Raw genomic sequence first — 24576 nt, 5'->3', positions numbered from 1 at the left:
GACATCAAGTACGTCAATGCTAGACAAGGCGACCTGCATCCATCCCAAGCTCTCGTCTACCTGATCTTCTGGCGTCTTGTTTTCGCCCGTGATCGCATACGCAATTTCTTTTTTTACATCGTCATTAACGAATTTCTGAATGAAAGGACTCGACATCCCGATCGATGCCGCTATCGTGACGATCAATGCGCTTTTACACATCGTCACGATGAATGCGGCCATCGACTCCCGGCTACGCCCGGTGATCATGTTGAAGCCCTGAATCATCACCCAGATCGTCAGCACGATCATCGCGACGCCTGAGACCCAGAGCGTAAACCGTCCCAGCAAATCGGCCTCAAACTCTGAGATTCTATTCGTCAGATAGCTCATGATCTGGCGATAGAACACGAAGTCTCCGACCGAAGACACGGCCGGATATGGACTAAATGCCTGAACACTCAGGTGATTCATCCATTGCCCAAAATTTGAAATTCCATTTGTCATTACAACACCTCAATCAACGATTCGGGCAACGACGAACATCTCGACAACTCCACTCACTAGTCTTCCAGCGCTTTAGCGAGAGCAGCAGTTTTCACAACTGTCCCCAATATACTCTGCTTGCCACGCAGCATATCTTGCGTCAGGGCGCGCTGATTATCTTCCAGCGCGGCGATATATGTGTCATAACCCTTGACTTGATTATTCACTTGCTCAAAAGTCTTGGTCATGCGCGTGTTCGTATCATTCAGAGAATACATGGAAGCATTAAGATCACCTGGCTTTGCACTGAAATTGCGAAGTGACATCAGCTTGTTCAAGCTCTGATCCATGGTCGGCATAGTTTCAGCTAGAAAACCAACAACGTAGTTGTAGCGTTGATTTTTCATATACTGAATAGCCACGCAAAGCTGCTTTTGTTGCTCACGCGGATTACTATTCGCAAATCCGGTAGAACTACTTAGCATGCTTGTGATAGACGACATGCTAAAGCTGATACCGCCGCCGCAACGCTCGAATCCAAAATTAGGCGACACCGGCTCGAGTTTGACGCCACTTGGAAGTCCGAACGTATTAATCATAGACTGCAACTGAACCAGGTTTTGCTGAAGCAGCTGAAATTGTTCAGTGTATTGGGTGTACTCCACTCCCCACTGTTTTACGGTGGCAAGCATATTCCTAATGGACTCTCCAATCGCAGCCAAGTCAATAACCGGAACGCCAGCAGCTCCTGCATTAAGCGGCACCAAGGTCAAACCAAGGCTGGCATACAAAGAAAACGCCAAAATCCGGGCTTTTAGTTTTGGAAATCCAACTTTCAACTGACGACTCATGGAAACTCTCCTATTATTCATAGTTGCGACAACAGCTACCAAATCAAGCATCAAACAATCAACCACTTATCTAAACTACTACTTTCCCTTTGCCGGAGCCCTTCCTATCCCTGTAAAAAGCCGGCAGCCACTCATTTGGCGGTACATCATTTGCGTTGACGTGTAGCCGAGCAGCCGCATCATTGACTGAGGCATGCATGATTTCGATATTGTCAGTCGAGGCTGAAATCACTGCTAATGCATCGTCCATGCCTCGTAGATTGAGCTGACAAACGCTGGAAGCGTGGCCTTGTTTGACAAGGAAGCACCGTGAGCGCTCGTCCAATCCAATTACGACCTGATACTCCGCCTCGCTTAACTTCAATCCATTGATGTAGTCATCACGATCCGCGTTGGGATTAGGCAGGAGAATCAACGTCGCTGTTTGCTCGATCAACGCAGCCGAGATGTCGCTCTTCAAGGCGTCTTCTGGGCTCTGGGTCGCAAAAATACCTAGACCATTCTGTTTACGAATGGTCTTTTGCTTGTTTTTCGCAAAGTCTTTCAAGGCACCGCCGCCATCAAGGATTTTCCAGAATTCATCCATGACGTAGATCAGCGGACGACCATCAATCAGAGTTTCCAACTTGTGGAGCAGATAATTAATCACTGGCACACGGACTTCAGGATTATCGATGACGTCCGTATAGTCGAAACCAATGATATTAGCGCGAGACAAATCGATAGTATCGACGGGATTGTCAAACACCCATCCAAGAGAGTTACCAGAGGTCCATCGACGCATACGTGCGAACAAGCCGTCATCACCCATATTGGGTAAGCTTTTCTGGAAGTTAGTCATGCTACGCAGATGCATTGGTGTATCGAGCATATTTTCAACCGCTCGGAAAATGTCCTCTTCTTCTCTCGAACTGTATTCGCGCTTACCTGCCAGCACTTTAATCAAATCCGCTAAAAACTGTACATTACTTTCATTTCTTTCGCACTGGAATGGATTGAAACCGGTAGGCATCCCATTATCAAGCGCAAGATAATTGCCACCGCAGGCGCGCACGAAAATTTCTGCACCACGATCTTTGTCAAAGAAGAAAATTGTCGGCGCAGGCTCATACTTTTGCACTTGACTCAACAAAAAGTTGATAAGTGCTGTCTTACCCGTACCAGACTTACCAATCACCATTGTATTGGCGATCGCTTTCTCTCCAAATGAATTTTCACCCGGGTGAGTCGCATGAAAGTTGAAGAAGTAAGGCTGACCATTTGTGGTCTGGAGTGTGGTAACACAATCACCCCAAGGATTATTACTTCTCTTGCCCGTCGCAAAATTATGGAGCGGAGACAAACCGAGAAAATTCAATGAACTGACACTGGCGATGCGTGTGCGATACCGCCAGTTACCCGGCAGCTGCGAATAAAACGACGATGCGACTGCAAGGTCTTCCTTAGCAGACACAAACCCCCCGTTTGACAATTCCGCGCGCGTAGAAGCGATATTTTGCGTCAAGGTTTCCTGACTGTCCGCATAAACAGCCATCGTGAAATGGTACTCACCAAGTACGAAATTACCGGAGGCAATCTGGTCCATCGCCATATCCAGCTCTATGATCTGGCTAACCGCTTTGTCTCCGGACGAGATCATCATTCCCTTTGTACGATCCAATACGCGCAGAGCATCCTGACGCCCGATAGGACTAAAAGAATGCGTAATCACATACTCAAAATCCAAGTATTTCAATCCATTCAAAATTCCTGGATATGTCCCCTCAGCATACTCTTTGACATTCAAAAGCGCGCCAAAATGATTTACGCCATTAGGAGTATTGATTACGTAATCACCGCTTTTGGCGGAAAACATATGCCGACTAACAGGTAAATATTCATTGACTGGCGCAGTTAAAACTGGGACCGGCTCATCAATGCGGTTGATAAGATAAGCAAAGAACTCTAACGTCTCTGAAAAGACAACCCCATTTTTTGCTTCATAGATACCGAGGCGATAGGGAGCATAGTCCCGGATGACCGCCTCAACGTTGCCGGCGAGCTCGCTCAGCTTCGCCACAGCCTGTTCTTGCGCAGCCTGCAACCGCTTGATGTCCTTAGATTTTTCTGCAAATCGCTTGCCGGCAACCATTGGCCGGTAAAGCATCGTCAAATAGAGCTCGTTTTGCATAAGCCGCTGAGACGACAACATTTCAAAGTATTTTTCAGACAACTGCCTGTTAAATAAATTACTGTAACTACCTTTCTGAGTAAGCTTTCTTCTGCGCCGCACGTCGTGCACCCAGAAAGCAACATTCACAAAATCTGGCGCTCGCAAGGTCTGAAGCAATCTATTAAAAGTATTATGCCGGTGTTCAAGTTCCCATTCATCACGACCAACAAACGGCAAACCTTCCAAGTGCCATGTCAGCAAGTAGTCGCCCCCAGTCGTCTTGACTACATTGGGCGCAACATGAGACGAGAAAGGAATGAATTCGCTTATGGAAGTATCTGGGTTGAACATCAGCTTGACCTAGCCCCTGTGGGTAACACTGAAAACACAAGGAAGTCGGCGCCTAACGACGCCGACCCCCAGACTATCAAAAGCCCACCGATTTCACGGTGGCGGACTTTTCCGATAACTATTGGGTGTAAAAATCCATTTCCCTGAGTTGGCGCGAACGTTCCTCACTCTGAATTTGAACTGCCAGCGTAACCCCAACAAGCGGAAAATCATCTCATCACGCCGCGCCATTTGACGCATTATGAAAATGATGACGGGAATCAGAAAAAGGTATAACAAATTGGTATACATGGAGAAAACCAGCGTTCCGCCCGCACCGATAAAAAACGGAACATAAGGCACCCCCAAGAACATTGCGGGCCTGGTGCAACCGCGGAAGACGACGTTTTTCTTCATATCAAGCAGTCAGGAAAGGCATGCTGTGGGTGACAAATGCGTTCACCGCTCCGCAGGAGCCACCAGCTCCAGTACCCAGCAGCATACGAGCAATCTGGCCAGCTGCTCCAATCAGAACACCACCGATCAAAATGGGCGCCACATCGCCAATCCGCTTATGTGCAAAGGCAATTTGATAACCTGCAAAAATCACGGCGATAGTGACCACTGCGATCGAAGCGATGTTGAGAATCCCGGTGATACTAGTAAAAAATTCACAGGTCTTTGTGTCGGTACCACCAAAGTTTTGCGCGAACGCTGACGATGCAGACAAGGCTGCAACAAATATTGCCGACTTAACAACGGTCTTCGCGGTACGCTGGATTTCGGGGGAAGTGAATTTGGCATGTTTCATTGTAAATCTCCTTGTTAAGGCCCAACATGGTGCTGCACCTACCGGATCGGCCATGCCGGAGGCTAGAAAACGAATGCCGCGTCCCCTATTTTCACACTTTGCTGCTGTGAAGGGGGTGGTACAACAGCAGCGCTGCCAGCGGCCGCTTGCTTTGGAGGGGTACCTAGTATCACCGGTACCTGTGAACTCATCAATACGGCAACTTCTCCGTCGCCCGAAAGGCTTGGAGGTGCTTGAGAGCCATTTGGCAATCGTGACGCGTTTGCAGGCCTTGAACCCGCCATTTGCGTGCCCCCCCCCGCACTTCGCTGGGCCTGGGGGAAGGAGCCCACTGCCCTGCCCTGGTCTGCGCGCTTCAACCCAACCTCTGTGCCAGCGGCATTTTGAGGAAATACTTGAGCCACATCTTGCTCCGGCACTGAGGTACCGCCATGTAAACGGTCATCTATCACACGCGACAACACACGATCCGGCAACGACTGGAGGGATGCCTTGACTGACTTCACCGGCTGCCTGACTTGACCCTGAATTTGGCCGATCAGCGGGATAGGAGCCGCACCTGACGTCGTACTGGCTTGTGCCATCGAATTGAACACCTTTTGCACATAGCCATGCCGAAAACCAGTCACAAAATTCCCTGAGTAGTAGCAACTCAATGCCTTTCCCCAATCTTTCCCAGAGCGCTGATAGCATTCAGAAAGGATAGCGGAGCCGGCTTTCAAGTTCGGGCACTGCTGGAATGCTTGCTCATAAGACTGCAAACCATATTTCGATAGGTTGTAGCGATTTACTTGAGCAAGTCCAAGCGAAAAGTTGTAACCTTTCTCCTGGAGCATCTGAACAGTGGATAGTGCTTCGCCCAAATTCTTTGGCTGCCGTACAAGTCTTCCTCCCACAACCCCAATAGCATAGGGATTATGAGAAGACTCGACGTGGACGACGTGCTGCATCACCGAAAGCGGAGCAGCCATTTCTCCACATGCCATCATTTCGATTCCAGGAAGCACGCTATACCCCTCTCTCGTCGCCAACATTTAAGCGGACTGTGGATTCGAGCAAAGAAATAATCAAGGTTATTTCACCCAGGACTGGAAAAAGCGTGTTCCTTTTCCTCATCATGATTGAAAGCTCCTCTCCGGATTAAAATCAATACCGGTGATGTATCGACGACCTTCGTGCGCCTTAATGTGGACTACGATATCGATGGTCATCATCAGCAACCGCTTAATCACATTAAACTCCAAGCCAGACCCCTCGACAGACGCTTTTACCATCAATGCCAATTGATCCCACGTTTGCTCTGGGCTACCTGCATGGCAACTCGTAATCGACCCGGGGTGTCCAGACGCACAGTTTCGTATGAAATAGAACGCCTCATCGCCACGCAACTCAGCCAAGATGATTCGATCGGGCTTCATACGTAAGCAAGCTTCCATACAACTCTTGGCCGTGACGTTACTTGCACTTTGCCCGCCCTTTGAATAAAGGAGATGGACAACATTGGGCTGCGAAATAAAAAGTTCACGTGCGTCCTCGATCGTCACAAGACGCTCAGTCCCCGGAATATGGTTGACCAAGGACTTCATAAACGTCGTCTTACCGCTACCGGTGGCTCCGGACACAACAATATTCTTTTTATAGAGAACAGCCTGCCTGAAAAACTCTGCATACTGTCGGCATTGGCGAAGCATCAGGAGTTCTTTATCATGCTCGCCGATTTCCCCGCTGTGCTCCAATATCTGATCGAAGAAACCATCCTCTTGGTACTGGGAAAGCGTTTTCGTATGTTTAGAGGGTAGACGAATCGTAATCGAGACTTTACCGGCGTCACATGCGGGAGGAACGACAAATTGCGCTCGCTGCCCAGTTGGAAAAGTTAACGAAACAACCGGGTCAGCGTCGGTGATGCGCTGACCCGTATTACTTTCATTTACCACCGCTGTACAGAATTGACGCGCGCGCTCAAAAGTCAAGCCAGGCACCTCTACTCGCTCCCAACCACCACTGGTCTCCAAATACACTTCCCCAGGGCGATTTATGCAGATCTCAGTTACTTCTGACGACAGCATGTATCCCTGAATACCAAGCACGCTGTACTGGTACTCAAGAAATTCACTAGATGCTTTTGAGACGGGCGAAACTTCTACGTCCACGTGCGTTCTCGTTACCTTCTTGGCAGTACGTTTGTAAAATCGACATCTTTGGCAACATACACACTAACCAGCGAACCTTGATTAATAGTGACAGTTGCTGGCCGCCTCATACTTTCTGTTGCCGCATCATTCGCAATACGCTCCATCGTTCTAGCAGTAGCGCTTTCATAAGGCGACTGAACTTCAACACCCGTCTGGGAAACTGTCGTCTGTTCGGGACCGTACTCAGCAGCAGCATACTTAAAAGCATCTGCCAACAAACTAATCATCAAAGCCGAAGACAAGCGTTGGCCCCAGTGCGCATCGTACTGCCCAGGATGTCCAGCACCACCCAAGCCGTCTATACCAGGGCTTGACATAGACACATCGATCCCTGTCGGTGTAGTAATACGATCCCAGATTACGGAAACACGTCGTCCGGTCGGACCGCCGCTATAGCTCCCGTAAATTTTTGAGCCTTTTGGTAGCAACAACGTCCGCCCGTTTATTGAATAAACCGGCTCAGTGATAAGGCACGACGTAAAACCGGGGATGTCGGTGATCACCCGAGTTTCCAGAATGCATCGCAAATAAGTTCCACGGACGAGCAATGCATCTGGATGTCGAATGAACTGTGCGCTTGTTACCTTTTGCTTGTCAGCCTCGCTACCTTCCTCCGAGCCAGCCGCCCCTCCCTCGCTTGCGGGATTAAGACCGGCCAAGATCGAATTGGAATACTCTTCGGCACTCATCGGGCTGCCGCCGCCAGAACCGGTAGCGCCACTACCTCCCGCGGATGCCATCCGTCGCTCAGCCAATGTTGGACCAGCAGGACTATTGCTCGGTGCATAAACCGGCTGCGGATAATCTGAAGTTTGCGGGGGAGGAAGGGGGGGCGTCGCAAGCGAAATGGGGGGAACGTCTTGCTGAACTTCAACCTGCGCCGGGGCGTTCCCCATTTTGGGAAGACTGGGAGCGGTTATAGTCGCCGTAGGCTCCTTTTTTGCTTCCGCGGCATTTCGGTTGGTAGCGCTCTTATAAAGGAAAAAAGCGAGCACAAGCAAAACAAGCACGATCGCACCAAGGAAAAATAGCGCTTTTCTATTGAGGCGCTGATCTTCCACCGAACGAAGTTCAGGAGCTGAAGCATCCAGGTTTGGCAACGGCTGCGCTTGAGTGCGAGCAAAATAGGGATTGTTAGGATCTTGGCCACTGCTTGGAGACTGTGAGCGGTCGTTATCGCTATTATCCTGGCGACCCTCATTATTCTCGGGAGGATTATTTTGGCTCATTTCTTTACGTTCCTCCGAAGACCGATGACATTACTTCCATGTCTGATAACTAGATAGGGATATGTCCCATGGACAATCAATACATTCCCTTCAACTGTGGTATTAACTACAAAATCTTCGCCGTGCTCTTTTTCACGACCGAACACTGCCGGGAAGTTTCCTGTCTGAAACTTGCTTGAGTCAGTCAGCTTCAAGTACGTAAATCGGCCATCATCGTATGCGCTAACTGGTACAAGCCACCCCAGCCGACTACGCGTAGCGTAGGAATAATCGAAATAATACTGCCTATCTTTGGATAGCTCAGTACTTAGTAAAGGCTTCGCATCTTCTTCGGCTGTGTTCTTTGCGACAGAGAACTGCGAGTCGCTAGGATAGTTGAAAACCACCTTGTACTGAACGCCGGCGCGACGCGCCTGCTCAAGCTCACGCCAGTCAGTAGCAACAACCTTGAGTTCAAAGATATATGAGTGCGTTTCGGTTCTGACCATCATGTTGGTATCAACATCGACGTTCTTCGGCTTTAGATAAAAAACATTATCTCGACGAGTCAGTTCCCAGCCACTACTGAAACCAGTGCTGTAGTCGAGAATTTTCTCGTTAGGATTCAATTCAATTTGTGTTGTAATCCCTAAACCAGCGCGGATCGGATAGATCTGATCAGCCTTATAGTCGTAATAGTCAACAGCTTGCGCATGAACGCTAACTGCTGATCCGACTGCTGCTATCGCGGCCAAGAACCACACTATCAATTTATTCCTATACTTCATTGACCTCTTGCTCCGTCAGTTCCAATCGAAATCCCTTCGGCCGATCTCGCCGCGTCAGGCTCTGTCGTTGTGGGTACTGCAACGCCAATCGCGGGAGCAGCTAGGTCTGAATTCGGGTTTGCAGTAACCTGAGGCTGGACGCCAACAACCGACACACTCGGGCCATTTGCAGGAGCACCTACGTCCGCCGGAGCCTTATCATAATCATTGTCGACGCGATACTCGGTCACTTGAAATCCCAAGGGATTCTGCAACCGATCTTGCTCATCTAACTTTAAATTATCATTGTAGTCAAAGGCCAAGGTAATCAACTTATTGTCGATAAAAGTCGAGATACCAGTAGTTTTTTCATACAAGTTTCGCTGTATTCTGACAGCAGCCCCTCTAAATCCGCCGGAAGCTCGCTGCCCCAAGGGAGTGATGCTTAAAATTTTAACGCGAATCGACTTTGCTTTTCCGTACTTCAGAAAAGGGTTATCCGGGTTATTTTCCATATACAGCTGCTTATGTCCAGCACCCACTTGTGCAGTAGACATGATAAAAACGAGATTCCAATCCCGCAGTGTCATAATCTCTGAATCGTAGGACTCGCGAGCAGTCACATACTGCGCAACGTTACTACGATTTATCGCCTCACTAGAGGTGATCTGCTGGTTGTAGAAGTCACCTTGGAGGCGAGCAACGGTGGCAGTTCCGGTGGAAGCATCAGCTATCACGAGATAAGGAACTTTTTCCTTAAGCGGCAGCATGTAGTAATAACCACCTGCCAACATGACAGATACCGCTAACGAAGTGGTTGCCACCATCCAGGCACGTCGTTGGCTACGTTGCGCAAGATCTGCAATTGTCAACTCATAGTTGACCGCTTTAGCAAGCACTTGATCAACTTGATGACTGGGTTCTTTCTTACGGAACATAAGTAATCCGCTTCCACCTATTTTGCAAAAATGCTGCGTATTTTATTAGCGCAGAGACTAGAACTGAGGCATCATCCAGCTGACTGAGAGACGGGCTGAACCACTATCTGATTTCCAACAACTGAAACGTGCACTCCCTGGGCGGCATAAACAACACTAAGCTCGTCCACCGCTTGCTTTACGCTAGCTGTTTCGATTTTTGCGACCGCAGCGTAAAGCGTGTAATCAGAAGTGATGTTGTAAGCAAGCGTCATGTTTGAGTCCTTGACCCAACGCTCCAACATTGTTTTAAGCGTTCCGTCCATCGGAGTTGCCTGATAGACGTAAGAAGCATGCAGCGGCAACTCCATCGGAGTCTCTGCAAAACGATTTACCGGCTTCCATCTCCCGCCGAAATCTGCAGCAGGCTTTGTTGCACAGGACGCTAGCGCAAGCATGGTCAGCATAAGACATAGGATTTTCAACGAATGACCTCTTTTCACGCCCTAATCTCCATAACCAATAGAACATTTTTCTTTCGCGCCTGCGACGGCAGGTTTTTAGCTTTCAGCGGACCAACTCTAAAAACCGAGGACCTTCCAAGTATTTCAGGCATAACAAATCGCCCGCTAGTAAGGCGAACGCTTGTAAAAGATTTGGACAAGAATGTTTCGTCACACATAAAATATTTTTACACTCCATGTAACCCCATTCCTGAACAAGCCAGCAGATCGAGCTACCGCCAGATTGCCATCCCTGCCGCGCAATCTGCCTACTTACGGACCAACAGTCAAGCCAAAAGTGATGCAGCTCACTAATTTATGAGAAATTATCATAAATAAGTGACGCATGTCACGTTTTTATGCCAAGAATTGATACTTTTGTCTTAGCAAGCAGTCGTGAAGTGAAGTACTTATCTTCGTAGTACTTTATTTTCTCGCATTTCACAGGATGCGGGATGCCCTCGTACAGGAACACTTCCTTCTCGTTGCCCATCGCCTTGAGTTCCTGGGGCAACATCAATGCCCGCCGCTCTTCCGACACGCTGCGGGTTGTCTCCCGGCCCCGGGTGATGTTTTTCTTCTTAATCGTCGTATAGCCCAACATCTCCGAGTAGTCATTCGCGTCCTGCTGTTCGCGCGGCGCGTACAGAATCTGCAAGGCGTGGTTGGTGATGATGGTGCGCGACAGGTCCTTGCCATAAGTCGCATCCAGCTGCGCCATGCTCTGGATGATGGGCAACAGACGGATGTTGTAGCCGGCCATGTAGGCGACCGCCGTCGCGATGATGTCGACTTTGCCGATCGAGGTGAATTCGTCCATGAGCAGTAAGCACTGGTACTTGAGTTCTGGGTTGGACTTCGGCAACTCGCGGGTGTTGAGGTTGATGATCTGACTGAAGAGTAGATTGATGATCAGACGGCTTTCGGCCAGCTTGTTGGGCTGGATGCCGATGTAGATCGTCATCTTCTTCTTGCGTAGATCCGTGAGCAGGAAGTCGTCGGCGCTGGTGGCCGCATCCAGCACAGGGTTGATCCATGCGTTCAGCGGTTCTTTCAGGGTGCCCATGATGGACGCGAAGGTCTCATCCGCCTGGGACAGCATATTGGAAAAGGCCGACTTGGCATTGCTGCTGAGGAACCGGCGCTCTGACAATGACTTCAAGTACTTCTTGAGGTCGCTACCGTCGCCCGACGACAGGCGGTAGATTCCGCCCAGCGTGGGAGCGCCTGCCCCGCCAGGAAAGCCGAGAGCAAGCTCTTCGTCCTGATTCTCGAACAAGTACAGGGCAAAGGCCAAGAACGCATTGCGCGCCTGGCTGACCCAGAATTTTTGGTCGTCCGATCCATCCGGGTACAGCATGGCGGCAATGCTCATCAGATCCGAGACGCGAAACGCCGGATCATTCGACACGTAAGTCAGCGGATTCCAGCGATGCGTGCGCCGGTCTTCGGCAAACGGGTTAAACAGAAAGACCTCTTGCCCCTGGCTGGCTCGCCAGCCGCTGGTCAGATCGAAGTTCTCCTGCTTGATGTCCAGCACAACGATCGATTCCTGGTACTCAAGCAGGTTCGGGATGACCACACCCACACCCTTGCCCGAGCGCGTTGGCGCGGCGAGGATCACGAATTGCTGCCCGCTCAGACGCACCAGCTTGCCGTTGAATTTGCCGACGACGATGCCGTTCCCACTCGGCTTGAAGAGCCCGTGCTTGGCGAGATCCGCAGCCCCGGCGAAGCGCGCATCGCCGTGCAGCGCGGGCGCCTTGGGCTTGAGAATCAGGGCAATGCCGATGATCCAAACGAGCGCCGGAAAACCGAAGCCGATGACACCAGACATCTTGATCTTGGTGGCATAGGCAGCAACTTGCGGCAACCCCAATGCGCTGTAGTAGCGGTAATAGGTGTCCCAGCTGTACAGGCTTGTATCGAGCCGCAGCAGCAGCAGGGTCACATAGCCGGACAGCAGATATCCGGCGAGCACTGCCACCGCAGTGGCGATCGCGATTATTTTGGCTTTGGACATGCGCCCTTCTCCCTAGGCTTGCATCTGGACAGCGTTCTAGCGACGGACGACAGGCTTGTGGTCGATCAGGTCCGTCTTGCGGCCCCCGCTCTCACTTTCGACGAGCGAGTCGATCCATACATTGGCTTGATCCAAAGAAAGATCCGGCGTTATTCGCGTTCCCGCATCGGTCACGACCGCATACGCCACCACCGCATCGGGTGCATACACCTCGTCGCGCGTAATCGCCACGATGCGGTAACCACCCCTGGTCAGCACGGTGTGCTGATACTCGTCCATCGTCAGCCTTCCTTTCCGTCAGCGCGGAGGCGATGCTAAAGCAAGACGTGTGACGGAGAAAGCGGTTTCGGCGCCACGCATGACCGCACAAGCCAACCTGCGTCGCTTCAGGACCTGAGCTGGCGAACCTGATCCGACCTTTCTGCCGGGTCGGCTGCGGCCAAACAAGCGTCGGCCGGCCGTTTCAGCGTTATCAGCAGTGGACGACCACCCCATGCGCGGCACGCGATCGAGCTAGATCGCGAGCTGGCAGGTTGCACGGCGGCAATCGAATGCGGGCGCTCGGCGAAGATTACGCCGCACTGGCAACGGCATGGTCCATACCAGATGCTTTCCGCCCCACCATCGCGATACGGTTGCGCCATGCGGTGCACCTGCGCGGGAAATGTCGGGCTTTCCAGGTCGTCACGCAGCAGGCAACACCCACAGTTACACGCGTTCGATTCGACGTATTTTGACGAGGCGAAGAAGGAAGTGGGTTGAATGTCTAGGAATTGGCAGAAGGCCTACCTGAGCTGCACCAGCCTCTGAGTCGCTCACGTCCAGGTCAATGGCAGCTACTGCTACCAGTCTCTTACCCACTCAAGCCCTTGCTTTCTGGACTTGAAGTGGTGGGCGGTACAGGGTTCGAACCTGTGACCCCTACCATGTCAAGGTAGTGCTCTACCGCTGAGCTAACCGCCCGAATCCTGCGTCAGCATTGCGCTGTGCAGGGCGCGCATTCTAGCGCAGGGTTTTGCCGACCACAAGCCCTCCCTGCGCTTCGCCTGTCACTCCGCCCTACCCCAGGCTTGCCGCCTTCAATTTCTGGATCTGGTCGCGAATCTGCGCCGCTGCCTCGAACTCCAGATCCTTGGCGTGCTGATACATCTTTTGCTCCAGGCTCTTGAGCTTGCCGGCAATTTCCGCAGGCTTCATCGCACGATAGTCGGGCGTCTCTTCGGCAACCTGGCGCGACTTCGACCGCCCCTTGCCGGCACGTTTTTCGGCCGCATCCTCGCGCGCGCCCTCCATGATGTCGGAGATCGGGCGTGCTACCGACTTCGGCGTGATGCCGTGTTCGAGGTTGTACTCCACCTGCTTCTCGCGACGACGGTCGGTCTCGTCGATCGCAGCCTTCATCGAGCGCGTCATCTTGTCGGCATACAAAATTGCCTTGCCGCGCAGATTGCGTGCGGCACGACCGATGGTCTGGATCAACGAGCCGGTCGACCGCAGGAAGCCTTCCTTGTCCGCATCCAGAATCGCCACCAATGACACTTCCGGCATATCCAGACCTTCGCGCAGAAGATTGATGCCGACCAGCACATCGAACTTGCCCAGACGCAGATCGCGAATGATCTCCACGCGCTCGACCGTATCGATATCCGAGTGCAGATAGCGCACGCGAATGCCGTGCTCACTCAGGTACTCGGTCAGGTTCTCAGCCATGCGCTTGGTCAGCGTCGTGACCAACACGCGATCGCCGAGCTTGATGCGCTCGTGCACTTCGGACATTAGGTCGTCGACCTGTGTGCCGACCGGACGTATCTCCACGATCGGATCGATCAATCCCGTGGGACGCACCACCAGCTCGGTGATTTCGCCGGCAGACTCCCGCAACTCGTAAGGACCAGGCGTCGCGGACACGTAGATGCTGCGCGGCGAACGCGCCTCCCACTCTTCGAAGCGCAACGGCCGGTTGTCGAGCGCCGACGGCAGGCGGAAGCCGAACTCCACCAACGTTTCCTTGCGCGAACGGTCGCCCTTGTACATCGCACCGATCTGCGGAATGGTCACGTGCGACTCATCGATCACCAGTAGCGCATCCGGTGGCAGGTAGTCGAATAGCGTCGGCGGCGGCTCGCCTGGCGCCTTGCCGGTGAGATGCCGCGAGTAGTTCTCGATGCCGTTGCAGAAGCCCACTTCGGCCATCATTTCCAGATCGAACTGGGTGCGCTGCGCCAGACGCTGCGCTTCGACCAATTTGTTCTGCGAATACAACTGCTCCAGCCGCTCCTTCAGTTCGTCCTTGATCGTGTCGACCGCACTGAGCGTGCGCTCACGCGTGGTGGCGTAATGGGTCTTGGGATACACGGTGTAACGCTGCAGCTTGCGCAGGGTTTCGCCGGTCAACGGGTCGAACAAAGTGAGCTGCTCGATGTCGCCATCGAACAATTCGATGCGCAATGCTTCGGTGTCCGACTCCGCGGGGAACACATCCAGCACCTCGCCACGCACACGGAACGCGCCGCGCGTGAGCTCGAATTCGTTGCGGGTGTACTGCAGATCGGTGAGATGGCGGATCAACTGACGCTGATCGATGTGCTCGCCCACCGACAGGATCAGACGCAGCGACAGATAGTCCTCCGGCGCGCCAAGACCGTAGATCGCCGATACCGTGGCAACCACCAGCGAATCGCGCCGCGACAGCAAGGTCTTCGTCGCCGATAGACGCATCTGCTCGATGTGCTCGTTGATCGAACTGTCCTTCTCGATGAAGGTATCCGACGACGGCACGTAGGCTTCGGGCTGGTAGTAGTCGTAATAGCTGACGAAGTATTCGACTGCATTGTTCGGGAAGAACGACTTGAACTCGCCATACAGCTGCGCCGCCAACGTCTTGTTCGGCGCCATCACCAAGGTGGGCTTTTGCACCTGCTGCACGACATTGGCGATGGTGTAGGTCTTGCCCGAACCGGTCACCCCCAGCAGGGTCTGCTTGGCCAGGCCGGCCTCGAAGTTGGCCACCAACTTGTCGATGGCCGCCGGCTGGTCGCCGGCTGGGGAGTATGGGGATACGAGCTCAAAACGGTCGGTCATGGAGCGAATCTCGGGGGGAAGGCTGCACGAAATAACGGAGGTCAGTGTCAGGAAAAGTCTGACGCCTGCGTGAGTGAAGCAGGCGTTACCTGGCCGCCGGTCAACGTTGAGACTGCTCGCTCGACCCTAAGGAGAGGCGCGATGCGGGCAGTAACTCATTCGAGCGCGAGAGGGTACACCGCAGCCCAGTTGCTGATCGTGATGGCGGTCATCGGCATCGGTACAGCCATAGGGTTGCCAAGCGTCAAAAGCCTAATCGAGTGGCAGCGAGCAACCACGCTTGTGCACTTGCTGACGGCGCATCTTGCGATGGCCAGAGGCCTCGCCGTGAGCCAAAGCGCGCCTGTCAGCATTTGCCCGTCTGCAGATGGCGCGCGTTGCCACACAGATCGCGACTGGAGCCGCGGATGGATCCTCTTCAAGGATCCAGACCACGGCGGGCAGCCGCTAAGTGCCGCATCCGTGATCAGAGTGGAGCATACCTCCGCCACCGGCGGCATCAACATCACCAGTACAGCTGGACGATCAATCGTCCGCTTCCTCCCGAATGGCCGCAGCAGCGGGACAAACGTCACCATCAGTCTCTGCAGCAACGCTCGGCGACTCGCCGACGTCGTGGTCAACAACTCTGGAAGAGCCCGCACCGTGCGCTATACCACCCTTGCCAGCTGTGCGGGCCGATAAGCAAGCAAACAAAAAGCCGCGACATGTCGCGGCTTTTTGAACATCTTGGCGCCCGAAGTTGGACTCGAACCAACGACCCCCTGATTAACAGTCAAGTGCTCTAACCGGCTGAGCTATTCGGGCAGGGAGGCGTATTCTAGACAGACTTTCCCGAAGATGCAACCCCTTATCTACCGACCTTCCGAGTCACCAACAATCGGACTTGGCTCCCTTGGAATTGGATTTTCTTGAAGCTTGATCAATGCCAAGATCGCCACACTTGTCTTGCGCCTGGTTGCCCTGAGCGGTTGCGGAGATCGAGAAGGTCGACTGAGTGGCCTGAAGAGCAAGCCGATACGCGGCGGTCCCTCCCTCCCGAGGCGAAACTTGCGTCGGCAGCGTAAAGTCCACGTAGGTATTCCGCACGGTGTAGAACCTCACCGCTAACTGCGCATACTCGACGAGATCGGCCTTAGCCTGTGCCCGTCGGGACTTACGGACGTAGTCGGCGTAGCTCGGATACACAACGGCGGACAAGATCGCAACTACTGCCACGACGATCATCAACTCGATCAATGTGAAACCGGAAACACCTCTCCCCGATTTCTGTACCGACACCGCGCGCCTTCTAAGAGCTCGCAAGAAAGTGCTCATTGTACCTGCCTCCAGGATTGCCTACCGCATGGGTAAGGTATATAGAGCGGACCAGAACCGGCGGCCGTAACGACCATCCAGCAGGCCTGCCCGCCAGGCACACCAGCGCTCTCGGCTGGGGACAACCGAGGAATCGCGGAGACTCCAACATCTTTGACTGGAGCAGTACCGCCGGTAGCTAACGGAGTTGCAGCCGTTCTTGCGCCGAAGCTCGCACCCGTCGGAGACCCCTTGCGCGCATCCATCAAACCGCCATCTCCAGTACGCGCGTCCAGGCCGAACAACCAGTTTGCACCAGCTGGTTCGCAACCCGCACTGACTACTGACGGTACATACGTTGGGATAAACACGATTCCCGAAGCAATCGAGGGGTTGCCAACCATCCGCTCTCTCGCTGGTAGATCTACGTACCAACCACGCGAGCTCGCAGGAGCTGCAGCGCGGCTCAGAGTCCGATCACCGTTCTGAACGACCGTGCTGCCCTGAAGGTTTGCTCGGGTGAGCGCGGCGACCGGCGCTCCTCTGGAGAGATCGTTAACACCATAAAGCGACTGGATCGATTCGTCCCTGGTATCGCTGGTAAACGAAAAACTCCCGGTTCCAAAGAACAACATCACCCCACCTGCATCTCCAGCGGTCGCCACAAGCCCTCCGGTAATCGGCTGGCGATAAGTCTGCCCATTATCTGTGGAGGTTCTCGCAGTGAAAAATGGCACCGTGATGGAGGTCGCCGTGCTACGAAGATCGAATTTCCAGACAGCGCCCTTCTGATCAGCGCCGTACACAGTATCAGCAAACCCGTCGCGAACCGGGTCAGTTTGAGATACTCCACCCCACCTGTCCACAACGACTATGTTCCCCAAGCCATTAGTGCCTGCAATTGCGGAACCAGCCTCTGTCGCTTCGATCATCGTGACAGCAGGCGCACCTGCCTTGATATCCACCACAAACAGTACTGCTTTCCCGCTCTGACTGTTGTAGCCGTTACCGAAAATTGCCTTCCAAGTGACAGCTCCTGCAGCATCCCTGACCGGGACGATGACAGGCTTTCCGAGCACATGACCGATATTGTTCCTGATCGCAGCCGAAAGGCTTGTATCAAGGTCACTAATTTCCCAGAGCTTGCTAGACGTCGAGAAGGCCGCGGGATTTGTCACGTCGAGGGCGAATACGCTACGCCCACCCGCCCCCGCAGTTCCGACGGCAACTGTCTTCCAGCTACCGCCATAATTAGCGTCACCTACCACAACAGGACCGTCTACATAATAGCGATGTTCGTACTCGACATTCTTATTCGTTGGGTCCGAAGGCAGGAGGAGATCGCCCATGTGTCCCAGTGCAGTTGCAGGGATATAAGCAAAACGCTCGGCACCTCCATTGCCGTCCATTGATCCATCTGCAGCCATGCCCGCATCGAACGCGTGCAACATACCGTCGTTTGCACCCACATAAACCGTATAACGCCCAGCCGTCGCCTTCGTGACGAGGTAGCCGCTATAGGTCGTCCCTAATGCACCCTGCAGCGCCCGGTAGCCATAGTCATCTGTCGGAGCGCTGATGACTGGAGACGAGTTGATGATATCGCCAAGCACGGACGTCCGATCACGGAACCTGCCGCGATTCTTAACTTCACTCCCTCGATCGCCTCTGAGATAAGACACGGCAGACCGAGCAGTTGCCCCGATAAGTGTCAAGCCAAGCTCCGTGCACTTGGCAATTCCAGGATAGAGCCCAGCAGGCTTGGCACACAAATCCGCGAGTGAAACATTGGTGGAGCTGAAGTTAACCGTACTACCTGCCTTATTCACAATGATGTTTCGCGCATCTGGGTCAGTTCCGCCAAGACGGGCACTGGCCTCCCAGACCGGTGTCGTCGTAGCCAACCGGGATCGCGGATCAATCGCCACACGATTACCTTCCAGGCGGCCGTACCAGTCTGTGCCGTCAGCCGCGATCCGATAAGAGGGCGTAACAGCAAATGAGCCATTTCCGATTCGGGCGCCAGTCTGCGCAGCAGTCCCTGATGGGGACTCACCCTGAGTTACAGAGGCAAGGACGCGATCGATTGCGGCAGTGATCTCAGCAGGGGTACGTGCGTTAATGTACTCGCCGCGCGTATTGACCGCAGCGTGCCATATGTCGTCTACGGTTGAGGCATTATTGTCAGAGCGCGCCGGCCAGTTCTTATATATGGACGGATCCGTGTAGGCATCCTGCGCTACATCCGGATTAAATAGATTACCTCTTGCCCCTAACGTTACACCGAAGAAATTGATATGCAGATTCTTCTGGCAATCCAGCCTAACACTTGGCGCCGACGTGCATTCACTGGGAACAGGAACCTGCCCTGCCGTTAGATCTGGACGAAGCGGCGACGCACCATTGAAGTTATTGTAATATCGCGCAGCGATATCCGCCATGGTGTTAGAATAGGTATCCGCGAATGGCTCGCCCATTCCGCCATCGCCAGCAGCATTGTCAACAGCAGCAAAGTTATTGTCGATGTCATTACTAAATCCATCGGTAAAAAGCATTACTGCATTTTTCTGGCACGCCAACTGAACTGGCGCCCCGGAATCCGAGCGAGTGAACTGAATTCCCGCCGCATTTACCGCCTCGCGATTTGGCGTTCCGCCGGATGCAGTGAGACCAATCATATCACTGTAAAGGGCGCTTCGGTCAGCAGGGACACCTATATTCCTCATCACCAGGCGCTCATCGACCGAATCAAAACTTGTATTTTGGTTGATCCGGAAATAGCCAACGCGAAGATTCTCCTCTACCGCATCAAAGGAGCGCGTCATGCCCGCAATCATCGCCCTGTTTCGATTACCGTAAAACGAAAACCAATTGGAAAAGTTTCTTAAGGCATCTGTATCTTTTGCAGCAATCGTGTACTTCCAAAGGTCACACCCTTGTCCGCATGCATTAGCTACACGTATGCGTTCAACCCCATTGTAGGCATTAGGCGAATCGGGAAGAACGGGACGCGGATCATTATTTGACGTATAAGGCATAAAAAACACTGATCTCACATGCTGAATCAGCACGTGCGTTCCGCCATCAGCCCATGCCGTGCCATTGGCAGTCTGGACCGATCCATACCCTGTCACAGCACCCCTAGCATTTACAAAAACGCGCTGATAACGCGTCCCATTTGGAATAATCATCCCATCCTGCACAAAGCCCGCATCAAGCCAATTTTGTATCAACAAGTTACCGGTTAAGTTAACAACATTACTTGTCGCATTGACACGAGGATCAATCTTGGTTGAAGAAGTATCCGCATTGTCATACGCTTTCTTGTCAGCACCTATCCAGGGATCGTACTTAACCTGAGGATTATAGTAAGTTGGATTGTACGCCGATGATTTTGCAAACCCGTAGATATCAAGCGGAGGGACACCAAGTCGAGCCAATTCGAGACGAGGACCAATCATTACATGATTGTACCCACATACATTACCAGAACGATTGAGCACACCCGGGGATGAGAAGAAACTTTGTCGATTAGTATTCCAGCACCCTTGCCCGTCAGCACCGGGAAACTGTGTCTGAAATGTCATTGAACCCGAATCGTCCACAGCCATAATGAACGCTGGCGGGATAGGAACCTGGTTGTTGAGCGGTGTCTGAGCGAGCGGCCCTTGGCCTTGTGCAGCGACCAGCATATATACCAAGCCCAAACCAAAAAGGCAGGCCAAGCTGGAAGCAGTAATAAGCTTTACTTTACGCGATAGCATAACATTGGCCTTTAAAGCTTGAAGACGGTATCAATGGCAGACCTCGACGAAGCATTTACTTCATCATCTACCGAAACGCCCGTGATTTGAAAAATCGGCGACGCCGAATCCATCGGCGGCCCCATCCCAATGCTCGCCTCGCCCTCAATGCATTGGTCTATCTGGCGTACATTGGTGGCTTCAGTCGAGGTCTGCTCGCGGGCCCACTGCACCGGGTCGAAACCATCATCGCATCCGCGCTTTATGCTGGCAGAGGTCACAACACTCCCAGTCGGCAGCGCAGTGCGGTTGGAAATCGCCTCCACCGAAGCCTCGCCGTTGCGAACTACGCCTTCCGCCTGCTGGAAAGCCCGGTTAACAGCACGATAGTTGGAAGCCATCTTTTCTTGCATTCCTGCTACCTGCATTGCAGAGATACCCAACAACGCAAGCAGAATCAACATGATCAGGGCGACATACAGAACAGCGCCCCTCTGCCGACTGTGCGAGGACAAACGTATTTTATTCACGAGGTTATGCTGACGATTCATGATTAGTTGCCAAACAAGCGATTGCGAAGTGCGATAGATAGTTCATAACTGGCTCGGTAGCGGCCGTCAGGTGCAGATGGAGGTTGCATGCTGACTCCCAGTACACCTACGGGATCGTCACTAGCCGTAGCAACTGCGTTAGCCGTATTGGGGCTGCGCGCTAAAATTCCTACCTGGACCGCTCCAACCCGTCGCCACTGGTTAGCGCCTGCCGCATCTGCACTGGCTCCCAACCCTGATGCCGTCAATTGAGACGTGATATTCCCCACGGGCGGAGTAGCACTTGAGATATTGGCTGTGGAATCCAGCCCGTATAGCAATTGCATATTTTCAATACCCTCGACGAGCTCCTCGTTCTGAGTGTATGTGCCATCGCTCGCTGCTCGTGCTCGACGCAGCGCAGGCTCACCTGATGCTCCAGTGCCGACGTAGTACACCAGTGACTCGGCACGGTAGAGCATTGTTTGCCCCGTCGGCTGAGCGGTATAGCGCGAAAGATCTACGCTGGTCGTTACAGAACTCGCAGCAGATGTCCCAGTAAACACGTCTGCATGTGAGCAATCGGCGATGCCGAATAAGGTGGGTGTTCCAACGCCCCCACTGGTTAAGCGTGACAAACGCGCTGCATCAAAGCTGGCGATGGAGTTGCTGCCTGTACGTACTAGTCCAGTAACCGGCACACCTTCAGGGGAAAGAAAACGTAGTACAAGAATATCGCTGCCTGGCAACGGAGCAGGATTGAGCCCTTGAATTTGCGAAGGCACACCAGCAGCGGCGGACAACGTCCCGCCGAGTCGCAGCTGCGCTCCCGGCGATGTACCCGTCGCTTCATACCCTTGAATCGATACAGAGAAATCCAATGGACTGCCACTTCCGGTTGTCGCGGATAAGCTGACGCGGGGATCGCCCTGGCCTTTAACAAAATGCGCCTGGTCGTTGACGCAACCGAAGTGGCCCGCCATCCGGATGTCACGCGCCAGGAAATCCAGGGCGAACCGTGCATTTTCTTGGGCTCTGGACGCTCCTTCAGACAGCTGAAACGCTGTTCTCGAAGCGGAAAAGACCTGGATTACCCCAAGCATCAGCACAAGGCCAATGACCAGCGCAATCATCATTTCAATAAGCGACAGACCCGCCGCCCTGGTACGTGCGGTCATGATTCAGATCTCTGTCTGCAATGCGAATGTCGTCGATGTGTCCGGATCAGTTGCATCCCATTTCTGATCACCCCAGGAGATGGACACAGTAACCCGTCCATTGGCGACCACGACGTTTGCCGATGAAGTGTCTCCCAATGCCTTGGTAACCTGACATTTCCAGCGACTAATATTTTGGGTGATGGATACGGTCTCGCCAGTCGGGCGACTACAGGCTCCTCTTGCGGTCGCCGAACCTGCAGCGAAGCTGGCCGCTGTGTACTGACTAGCCTGGTACCGATTTGAGCGCATTTGATCGATAAGGTCATAGGCGAGATTAGTTGCCTGTGTTCGATAGTTGGCGCTTTGCACGAAGCGCACGCTCATCGTTTGTAACAGTGCAAAACCAAGTAGCCCGAACGCGAGAACAATGATCGCTATTAATACCTCAATCAATGTAAACCCAGATGTTTTCCGCCTAGTTCCGTGCCGTCTCATTGACAGGTATCCTTTCTGCTTCTGACTTGCCCAGCTGCATTGATGAGCAGCGTTCGCATCAATTGCTGGCCGCCACATTGATCCGGGCGCACAGTGACCTGCTGGTCGGCAGCAGAAATTCGGCGTCCTCGGCCGTCAAAGGCAACTAGACCGCTACTTGGACCTTGAACAACCAGCTTGGAATTACCAAGCCAGTAGCGCAAGACAGGTTCTCCGCCATCCAGTGCACCGTTTGCATTGACATCGCTCCATGCAAGGATGCCTCCGCCCCAGTTCCCATCGCAGGCAGTGCCATTACTGCTTCCGCAGATCGCCCCACTTTGGCCAGAACGCAATGCCTCGCTCCTGGCGAGGTTAAGCAACCCGAGCACTTCATTATTTGCGGTAACAGCTCGATTCGACCGAATGACGCCTTGAAAACTCGGGTATCCGATAGCGGCGACGATCGCAAGGACTGCAACCGTGGTCATCAACTCAACCAGCGTGAACCCGCGGGCACGGCAGAAAGACATCAATACGCTCCCCAGCGTCAGTGCTGAGGAGCATGAGTGACCATAAGAGTAAAGACAAGCACCCTACCGACAAGCGGCTCTGCGAACCGACGAACGTCAGTCCCGCAGCTAGCGGATCAAGTCACCACCCGGTAACAAGGCCGGTAGTCCCCCGAGATCTTCATCCGGCGCTGCTCGACGAAGCCGCGCAGCAGTTCGTCCAGGGCCTGCATGATGTCCGGGTCGCCGTGGATCTCGAACGGGCCGAACTCTTCGATACGGCGCATGCCGTCTTCCTTGACGTTGCCGGCGACGATGCCGGAGAAGGCTCGGCGCAGGTCGGCGGCCAGTTCGGGTGCCGGGCGGCCGTGGTGCAGGTCCAGGGCGGCCATGGCTTCATGGCTGGGGACGAAGGGCTGCTGGTACTCGAGCGGGATGTGCACCGACCAGCTGAAGTAATACGAGTCCTTCTGGTCTTTGCGATGCGCGCGCACCTCGTGGATGCCTTCTGCCATGCGGCGCGCAACGGCGACCGGGTCGCCGACGATGATCTCGTAGCGTGACGCTGCCGCGTCGCCGAGGGTGAGGCGGATGAAGCGGTCGATCTGTTCGAAATACGGCGCGGCGATGGTCGGCCCGGTCAGGATCAGCGGGAACGGTAGGTCCGCGTTTTCTTCGCGCAGCAGAATGCCGAGCAGATACAGGATCTCTTCGGCAGTGCCGACGCCGCCCGGAAACACCAGAATGCCGTGACCGATACGAACGAAGGCCTCAAGGCGCTTCTCGATGTCCGGCATGATCACCAGGTGGTTGACGATCGGGTTCGGCGATTCGGCCGCGATGATGCCGGGCTCGGTCACGCCGATGTAGCGCGTGTGGTGCTTGCGCTGCTTGGCGTGTGCGATGGTGGCGCCCTTCATCGGGCCCTTCATTGCGCCCGGGCCACAGCCGGTGCAGATGTCCAGCCCGCGTAGGCCTAGCTCGTAGCCCACCTGCTTGGTATAGAGATATTCGTCGCGCGAGATGGAATGCCCGCCCCAGCACACGACCAGATTCGGGTCGGACGGCTGCAGGATGCGCGCGTTGCGCAACTGGCCGAACACCGCATTGGTGATGCCTTCGCTGGTGTCCAAATCGGCGCGTTGCGCTTCCAGCTCGATGGCCATGTAGGCCAGATCGCGCACGACGGCAAACAACAGCTCGGCGACGCCGCGGATGATCTCGCCATCGACGAACGCCATGGCCGGTGCGTTGCTCAGGTCGATGCGGATGCCGCGATCCTGCTGGTTCACCTGGATGTCGAAATCCGGGTACAGATCGCGCGCGGCGCGCGGGTCGTCGGAAGCGCTTCCGCTGGTCAGCACCGCCAGCGCGCAACGACGCAGCAGCTCGTGCATGCCGCCGCTAGATGCATCGCGCAACCGGGCCACTTCCGCCTTGGACAACACGTCCAGGCCACCACGCGGATAAATCCGCGCATCCACCACCGGCAGCGCCCGTGCCGCCGTACTGCTGAGTTCCATAGCTTGCTCCTGTTGTCTCTCAAGGACTTTAACGT

General features: G+C 53.8%; 22 protein-coding genes and 2 tRNA genes. 1 reads left to right on the top strand and 23 read right to left on the bottom strand.

What is annotated here, in order from left to right:
- The 15 genes from ASF90_RS24255 to uvrB all read right to left on the bottom strand — a co-directional run.
- On the bottom strand, positions 1-486 hold a 486-nt coding region (locus ASF90_RS24255; RefSeq protein WP_236699246.1), incomplete at its 3' end, for a type IV secretion system protein.
- 56 nt (positions 487-542) lie between these two features.
- Positions 543-1316, bottom strand: coding sequence for a hypothetical protein (locus tag ASF90_RS12370; RefSeq protein ID WP_153066570.1), 774 nt, complete (start codon positions 1314-1316; stop codon positions 543-545).
- Positions 1317-1386: 70 nt separating this feature from the next.
- Positions 1387-3819 (bottom strand): VirB4 family type IV secretion/conjugal transfer ATPase, encoded by a 2433-nt coding sequence (locus tag ASF90_RS12365; protein WP_055850148.1) that lies wholly within the window; start codon positions 3817-3819, stop codon positions 1387-1389.
- 93 nt (positions 3820-3912) lie between these two features.
- Entirely contained in the window at positions 3913-4215 is a 303-nt protein-coding gene (locus ASF90_RS12360; protein ID WP_055850146.1) for a VirB3 family type IV secretion system protein, read from the bottom strand.
- Position 4216: 1 nt separating this feature from the next.
- Positions 4217-4609 carry a TrbC/VirB2 family protein gene (locus tag ASF90_RS12355; RefSeq protein WP_055850144.1) on the bottom strand — a complete coding sequence of 131 codons (393 nt, stop codon included), beginning with the start codon at positions 4607-4609 and terminating at the stop codon, positions 4217-4219.
- A gap of 62 nt (positions 4610-4671) precedes the next feature.
- Positions 4672-5616 carry a lytic transglycosylase domain-containing protein gene (locus ASF90_RS22245; protein ID WP_082473528.1) on the bottom strand — a complete coding sequence of 315 codons (945 nt, stop codon included), beginning with the start codon at positions 5614-5616 and terminating at the stop codon, positions 4672-4674.
- 108 nt (positions 5617-5724) lie between these two features.
- A complete protein-coding gene (gene virB11 / locus ASF90_RS12350; protein ID WP_055850142.1) occupies positions 5725-6762 on the bottom strand; it encodes a P-type DNA transfer ATPase VirB11 in 1038 nt (345 codons plus the stop codon).
- A gap of 11 nt (positions 6763-6773) precedes the next feature.
- Positions 6774-8033 carry a TrbI/VirB10 family protein gene (locus tag ASF90_RS22240; protein ID WP_082473505.1) on the bottom strand — a complete coding sequence of 420 codons (1260 nt, stop codon included), beginning with the start codon at positions 8031-8033 and terminating at the stop codon, positions 6774-6776.
- Positions 8030-8800, bottom strand: coding sequence for a TrbG/VirB9 family P-type conjugative transfer protein (locus tag ASF90_RS12345; RefSeq protein ID WP_055850139.1), 771 nt, complete (start codon positions 8798-8800; stop codon positions 8030-8032). The genes ASF90_RS22240 and ASF90_RS12345 overlap by 4 nt, the downstream gene beginning before the upstream one ends.
- Positions 8797-9717: a type IV secretion system protein gene (locus ASF90_RS22235; protein WP_082473504.1), complete on the bottom strand. Its 921-nt coding sequence runs from the start codon at positions 9715-9717 to the stop codon at positions 8797-8799. Before ASF90_RS22235 ends, ASF90_RS12345 begins: the two co-directional genes overlap by 4 nt.
- Before the next feature lie 71 nt (positions 9718-9788).
- Positions 9789-10163 carry a hypothetical protein gene (locus tag ASF90_RS12340; protein WP_055850137.1) on the bottom strand — a complete coding sequence of 125 codons (375 nt, stop codon included), beginning with the start codon at positions 10161-10163 and terminating at the stop codon, positions 9789-9791.
- 385 nt (positions 10164-10548) lie between these two features.
- Positions 10549-12222 (bottom strand): type IV secretory system conjugative DNA transfer family protein, encoded by a 1674-nt coding sequence (locus ASF90_RS12335; protein WP_055850135.1) that lies wholly within the window; start codon positions 12220-12222, stop codon positions 10549-10551.
- 36 nt (positions 12223-12258) lie between these two features.
- On the bottom strand, positions 12259-12501 hold the full coding sequence (locus ASF90_RS12330) for a hypothetical protein (RefSeq protein ID WP_055850133.1): 243 nt from the start codon (positions 12499-12501) through the stop codon (positions 12259-12261).
- Between the two features lie 609 nt (positions 12502-13110).
- Positions 13111-13185, bottom strand: a tRNA-Val gene (locus ASF90_RS12325).
- A gap of 96 nt (positions 13186-13281) precedes the next feature.
- The gene (uvrB, locus tag ASF90_RS12320; RefSeq protein WP_055850131.1) at positions 13282-15303 is read right to left on the bottom strand and encodes an excinuclease ABC subunit UvrB; all 2022 of its coding nucleotides are present in this window, start codon (positions 15301-15303) and stop codon (positions 13282-13284) included.
- 141 nt (positions 15304-15444) lie between these two features.
- On the opposite strand from uvrB, the gene ASF90_RS12315 reads away from it, so the two are divergent.
- Complete coding sequence (locus ASF90_RS12315) at positions 15445-15987, top strand: GspH/FimT family pseudopilin (protein WP_055850128.1); 543 nt, start codon at positions 15445-15447, stop codon at positions 15985-15987.
- 46 nt (positions 15988-16033) lie between these two features.
- Here the strand turns inward: ASF90_RS12315 and ASF90_RS12310 are convergent.
- The 8 genes from ASF90_RS12310 to ppnN form a co-directional block, all read right to left on the bottom strand.
- Positions 16034-16110, bottom strand: a tRNA-Asn gene (locus ASF90_RS12310).
- Between the two features lie 63 nt (positions 16111-16173).
- Complete coding sequence (locus ASF90_RS12305) at positions 16174-16620, bottom strand: type IV pilin protein (protein ID WP_201782822.1); 447 nt, start codon at positions 16618-16620, stop codon at positions 16174-16176.
- A complete protein-coding gene (locus ASF90_RS22230; protein ID WP_082473503.1) occupies positions 16617-20363 on the bottom strand; it encodes a PilC/PilY family type IV pilus protein in 3747 nt (1248 codons plus the stop codon). Before ASF90_RS22230 ends, ASF90_RS12305 begins: the two co-directional genes overlap by 4 nt.
- Before the next feature lie 11 nt (positions 20364-20374).
- Positions 20375-20893: a PilX N-terminal domain-containing pilus assembly protein gene (locus ASF90_RS12300; protein WP_055850126.1), complete on the bottom strand. Its 519-nt coding sequence runs from the start codon at positions 20891-20893 to the stop codon at positions 20375-20377.
- 2 nt (positions 20894-20895) lie between these two features.
- Positions 20896-22050: a PilW family protein gene (locus ASF90_RS22225; RefSeq protein ID WP_082473502.1), complete on the bottom strand. Its 1155-nt coding sequence runs from the start codon at positions 22048-22050 to the stop codon at positions 20896-20898.
- A 3-nt stretch (positions 22051-22053) separates the two neighbouring features.
- The gene (pilV, locus tag ASF90_RS22220) at positions 22054-22527 is read right to left on the bottom strand and encodes a type IV pilus modification protein PilV (RefSeq protein WP_082473501.1); all 474 of its coding nucleotides are present in this window, start codon (positions 22525-22527) and stop codon (positions 22054-22056) included.
- Entirely contained in the window at positions 22524-23039 is a 516-nt protein-coding gene (locus ASF90_RS22215; RefSeq protein ID WP_082473500.1) for a Tfp pilus assembly protein FimT/FimU, read from the bottom strand. The genes pilV and ASF90_RS22215 overlap by 4 nt, the downstream gene beginning before the upstream one ends.
- Positions 23040-23155: 116 nt before the next feature.
- Positions 23156-24541: a nucleotide 5'-monophosphate nucleosidase PpnN gene (gene ppnN / locus ASF90_RS12295; protein WP_055850125.1), complete on the bottom strand. Its 1386-nt coding sequence runs from the start codon at positions 24539-24541 to the stop codon at positions 23156-23158.
- Positions 24542-24576 lie beyond the last annotated feature (35 nt).

The organism is Xanthomonas sp. Leaf148 (genome assembly GCF_001423585.1).
GTDB lineage: Bacteria > Pseudomonadota > Gammaproteobacteria > Xanthomonadales > Xanthomonadaceae > Xanthomonas.
This window is presented reverse-complemented; position numbering and strand designations above follow the sequence as displayed.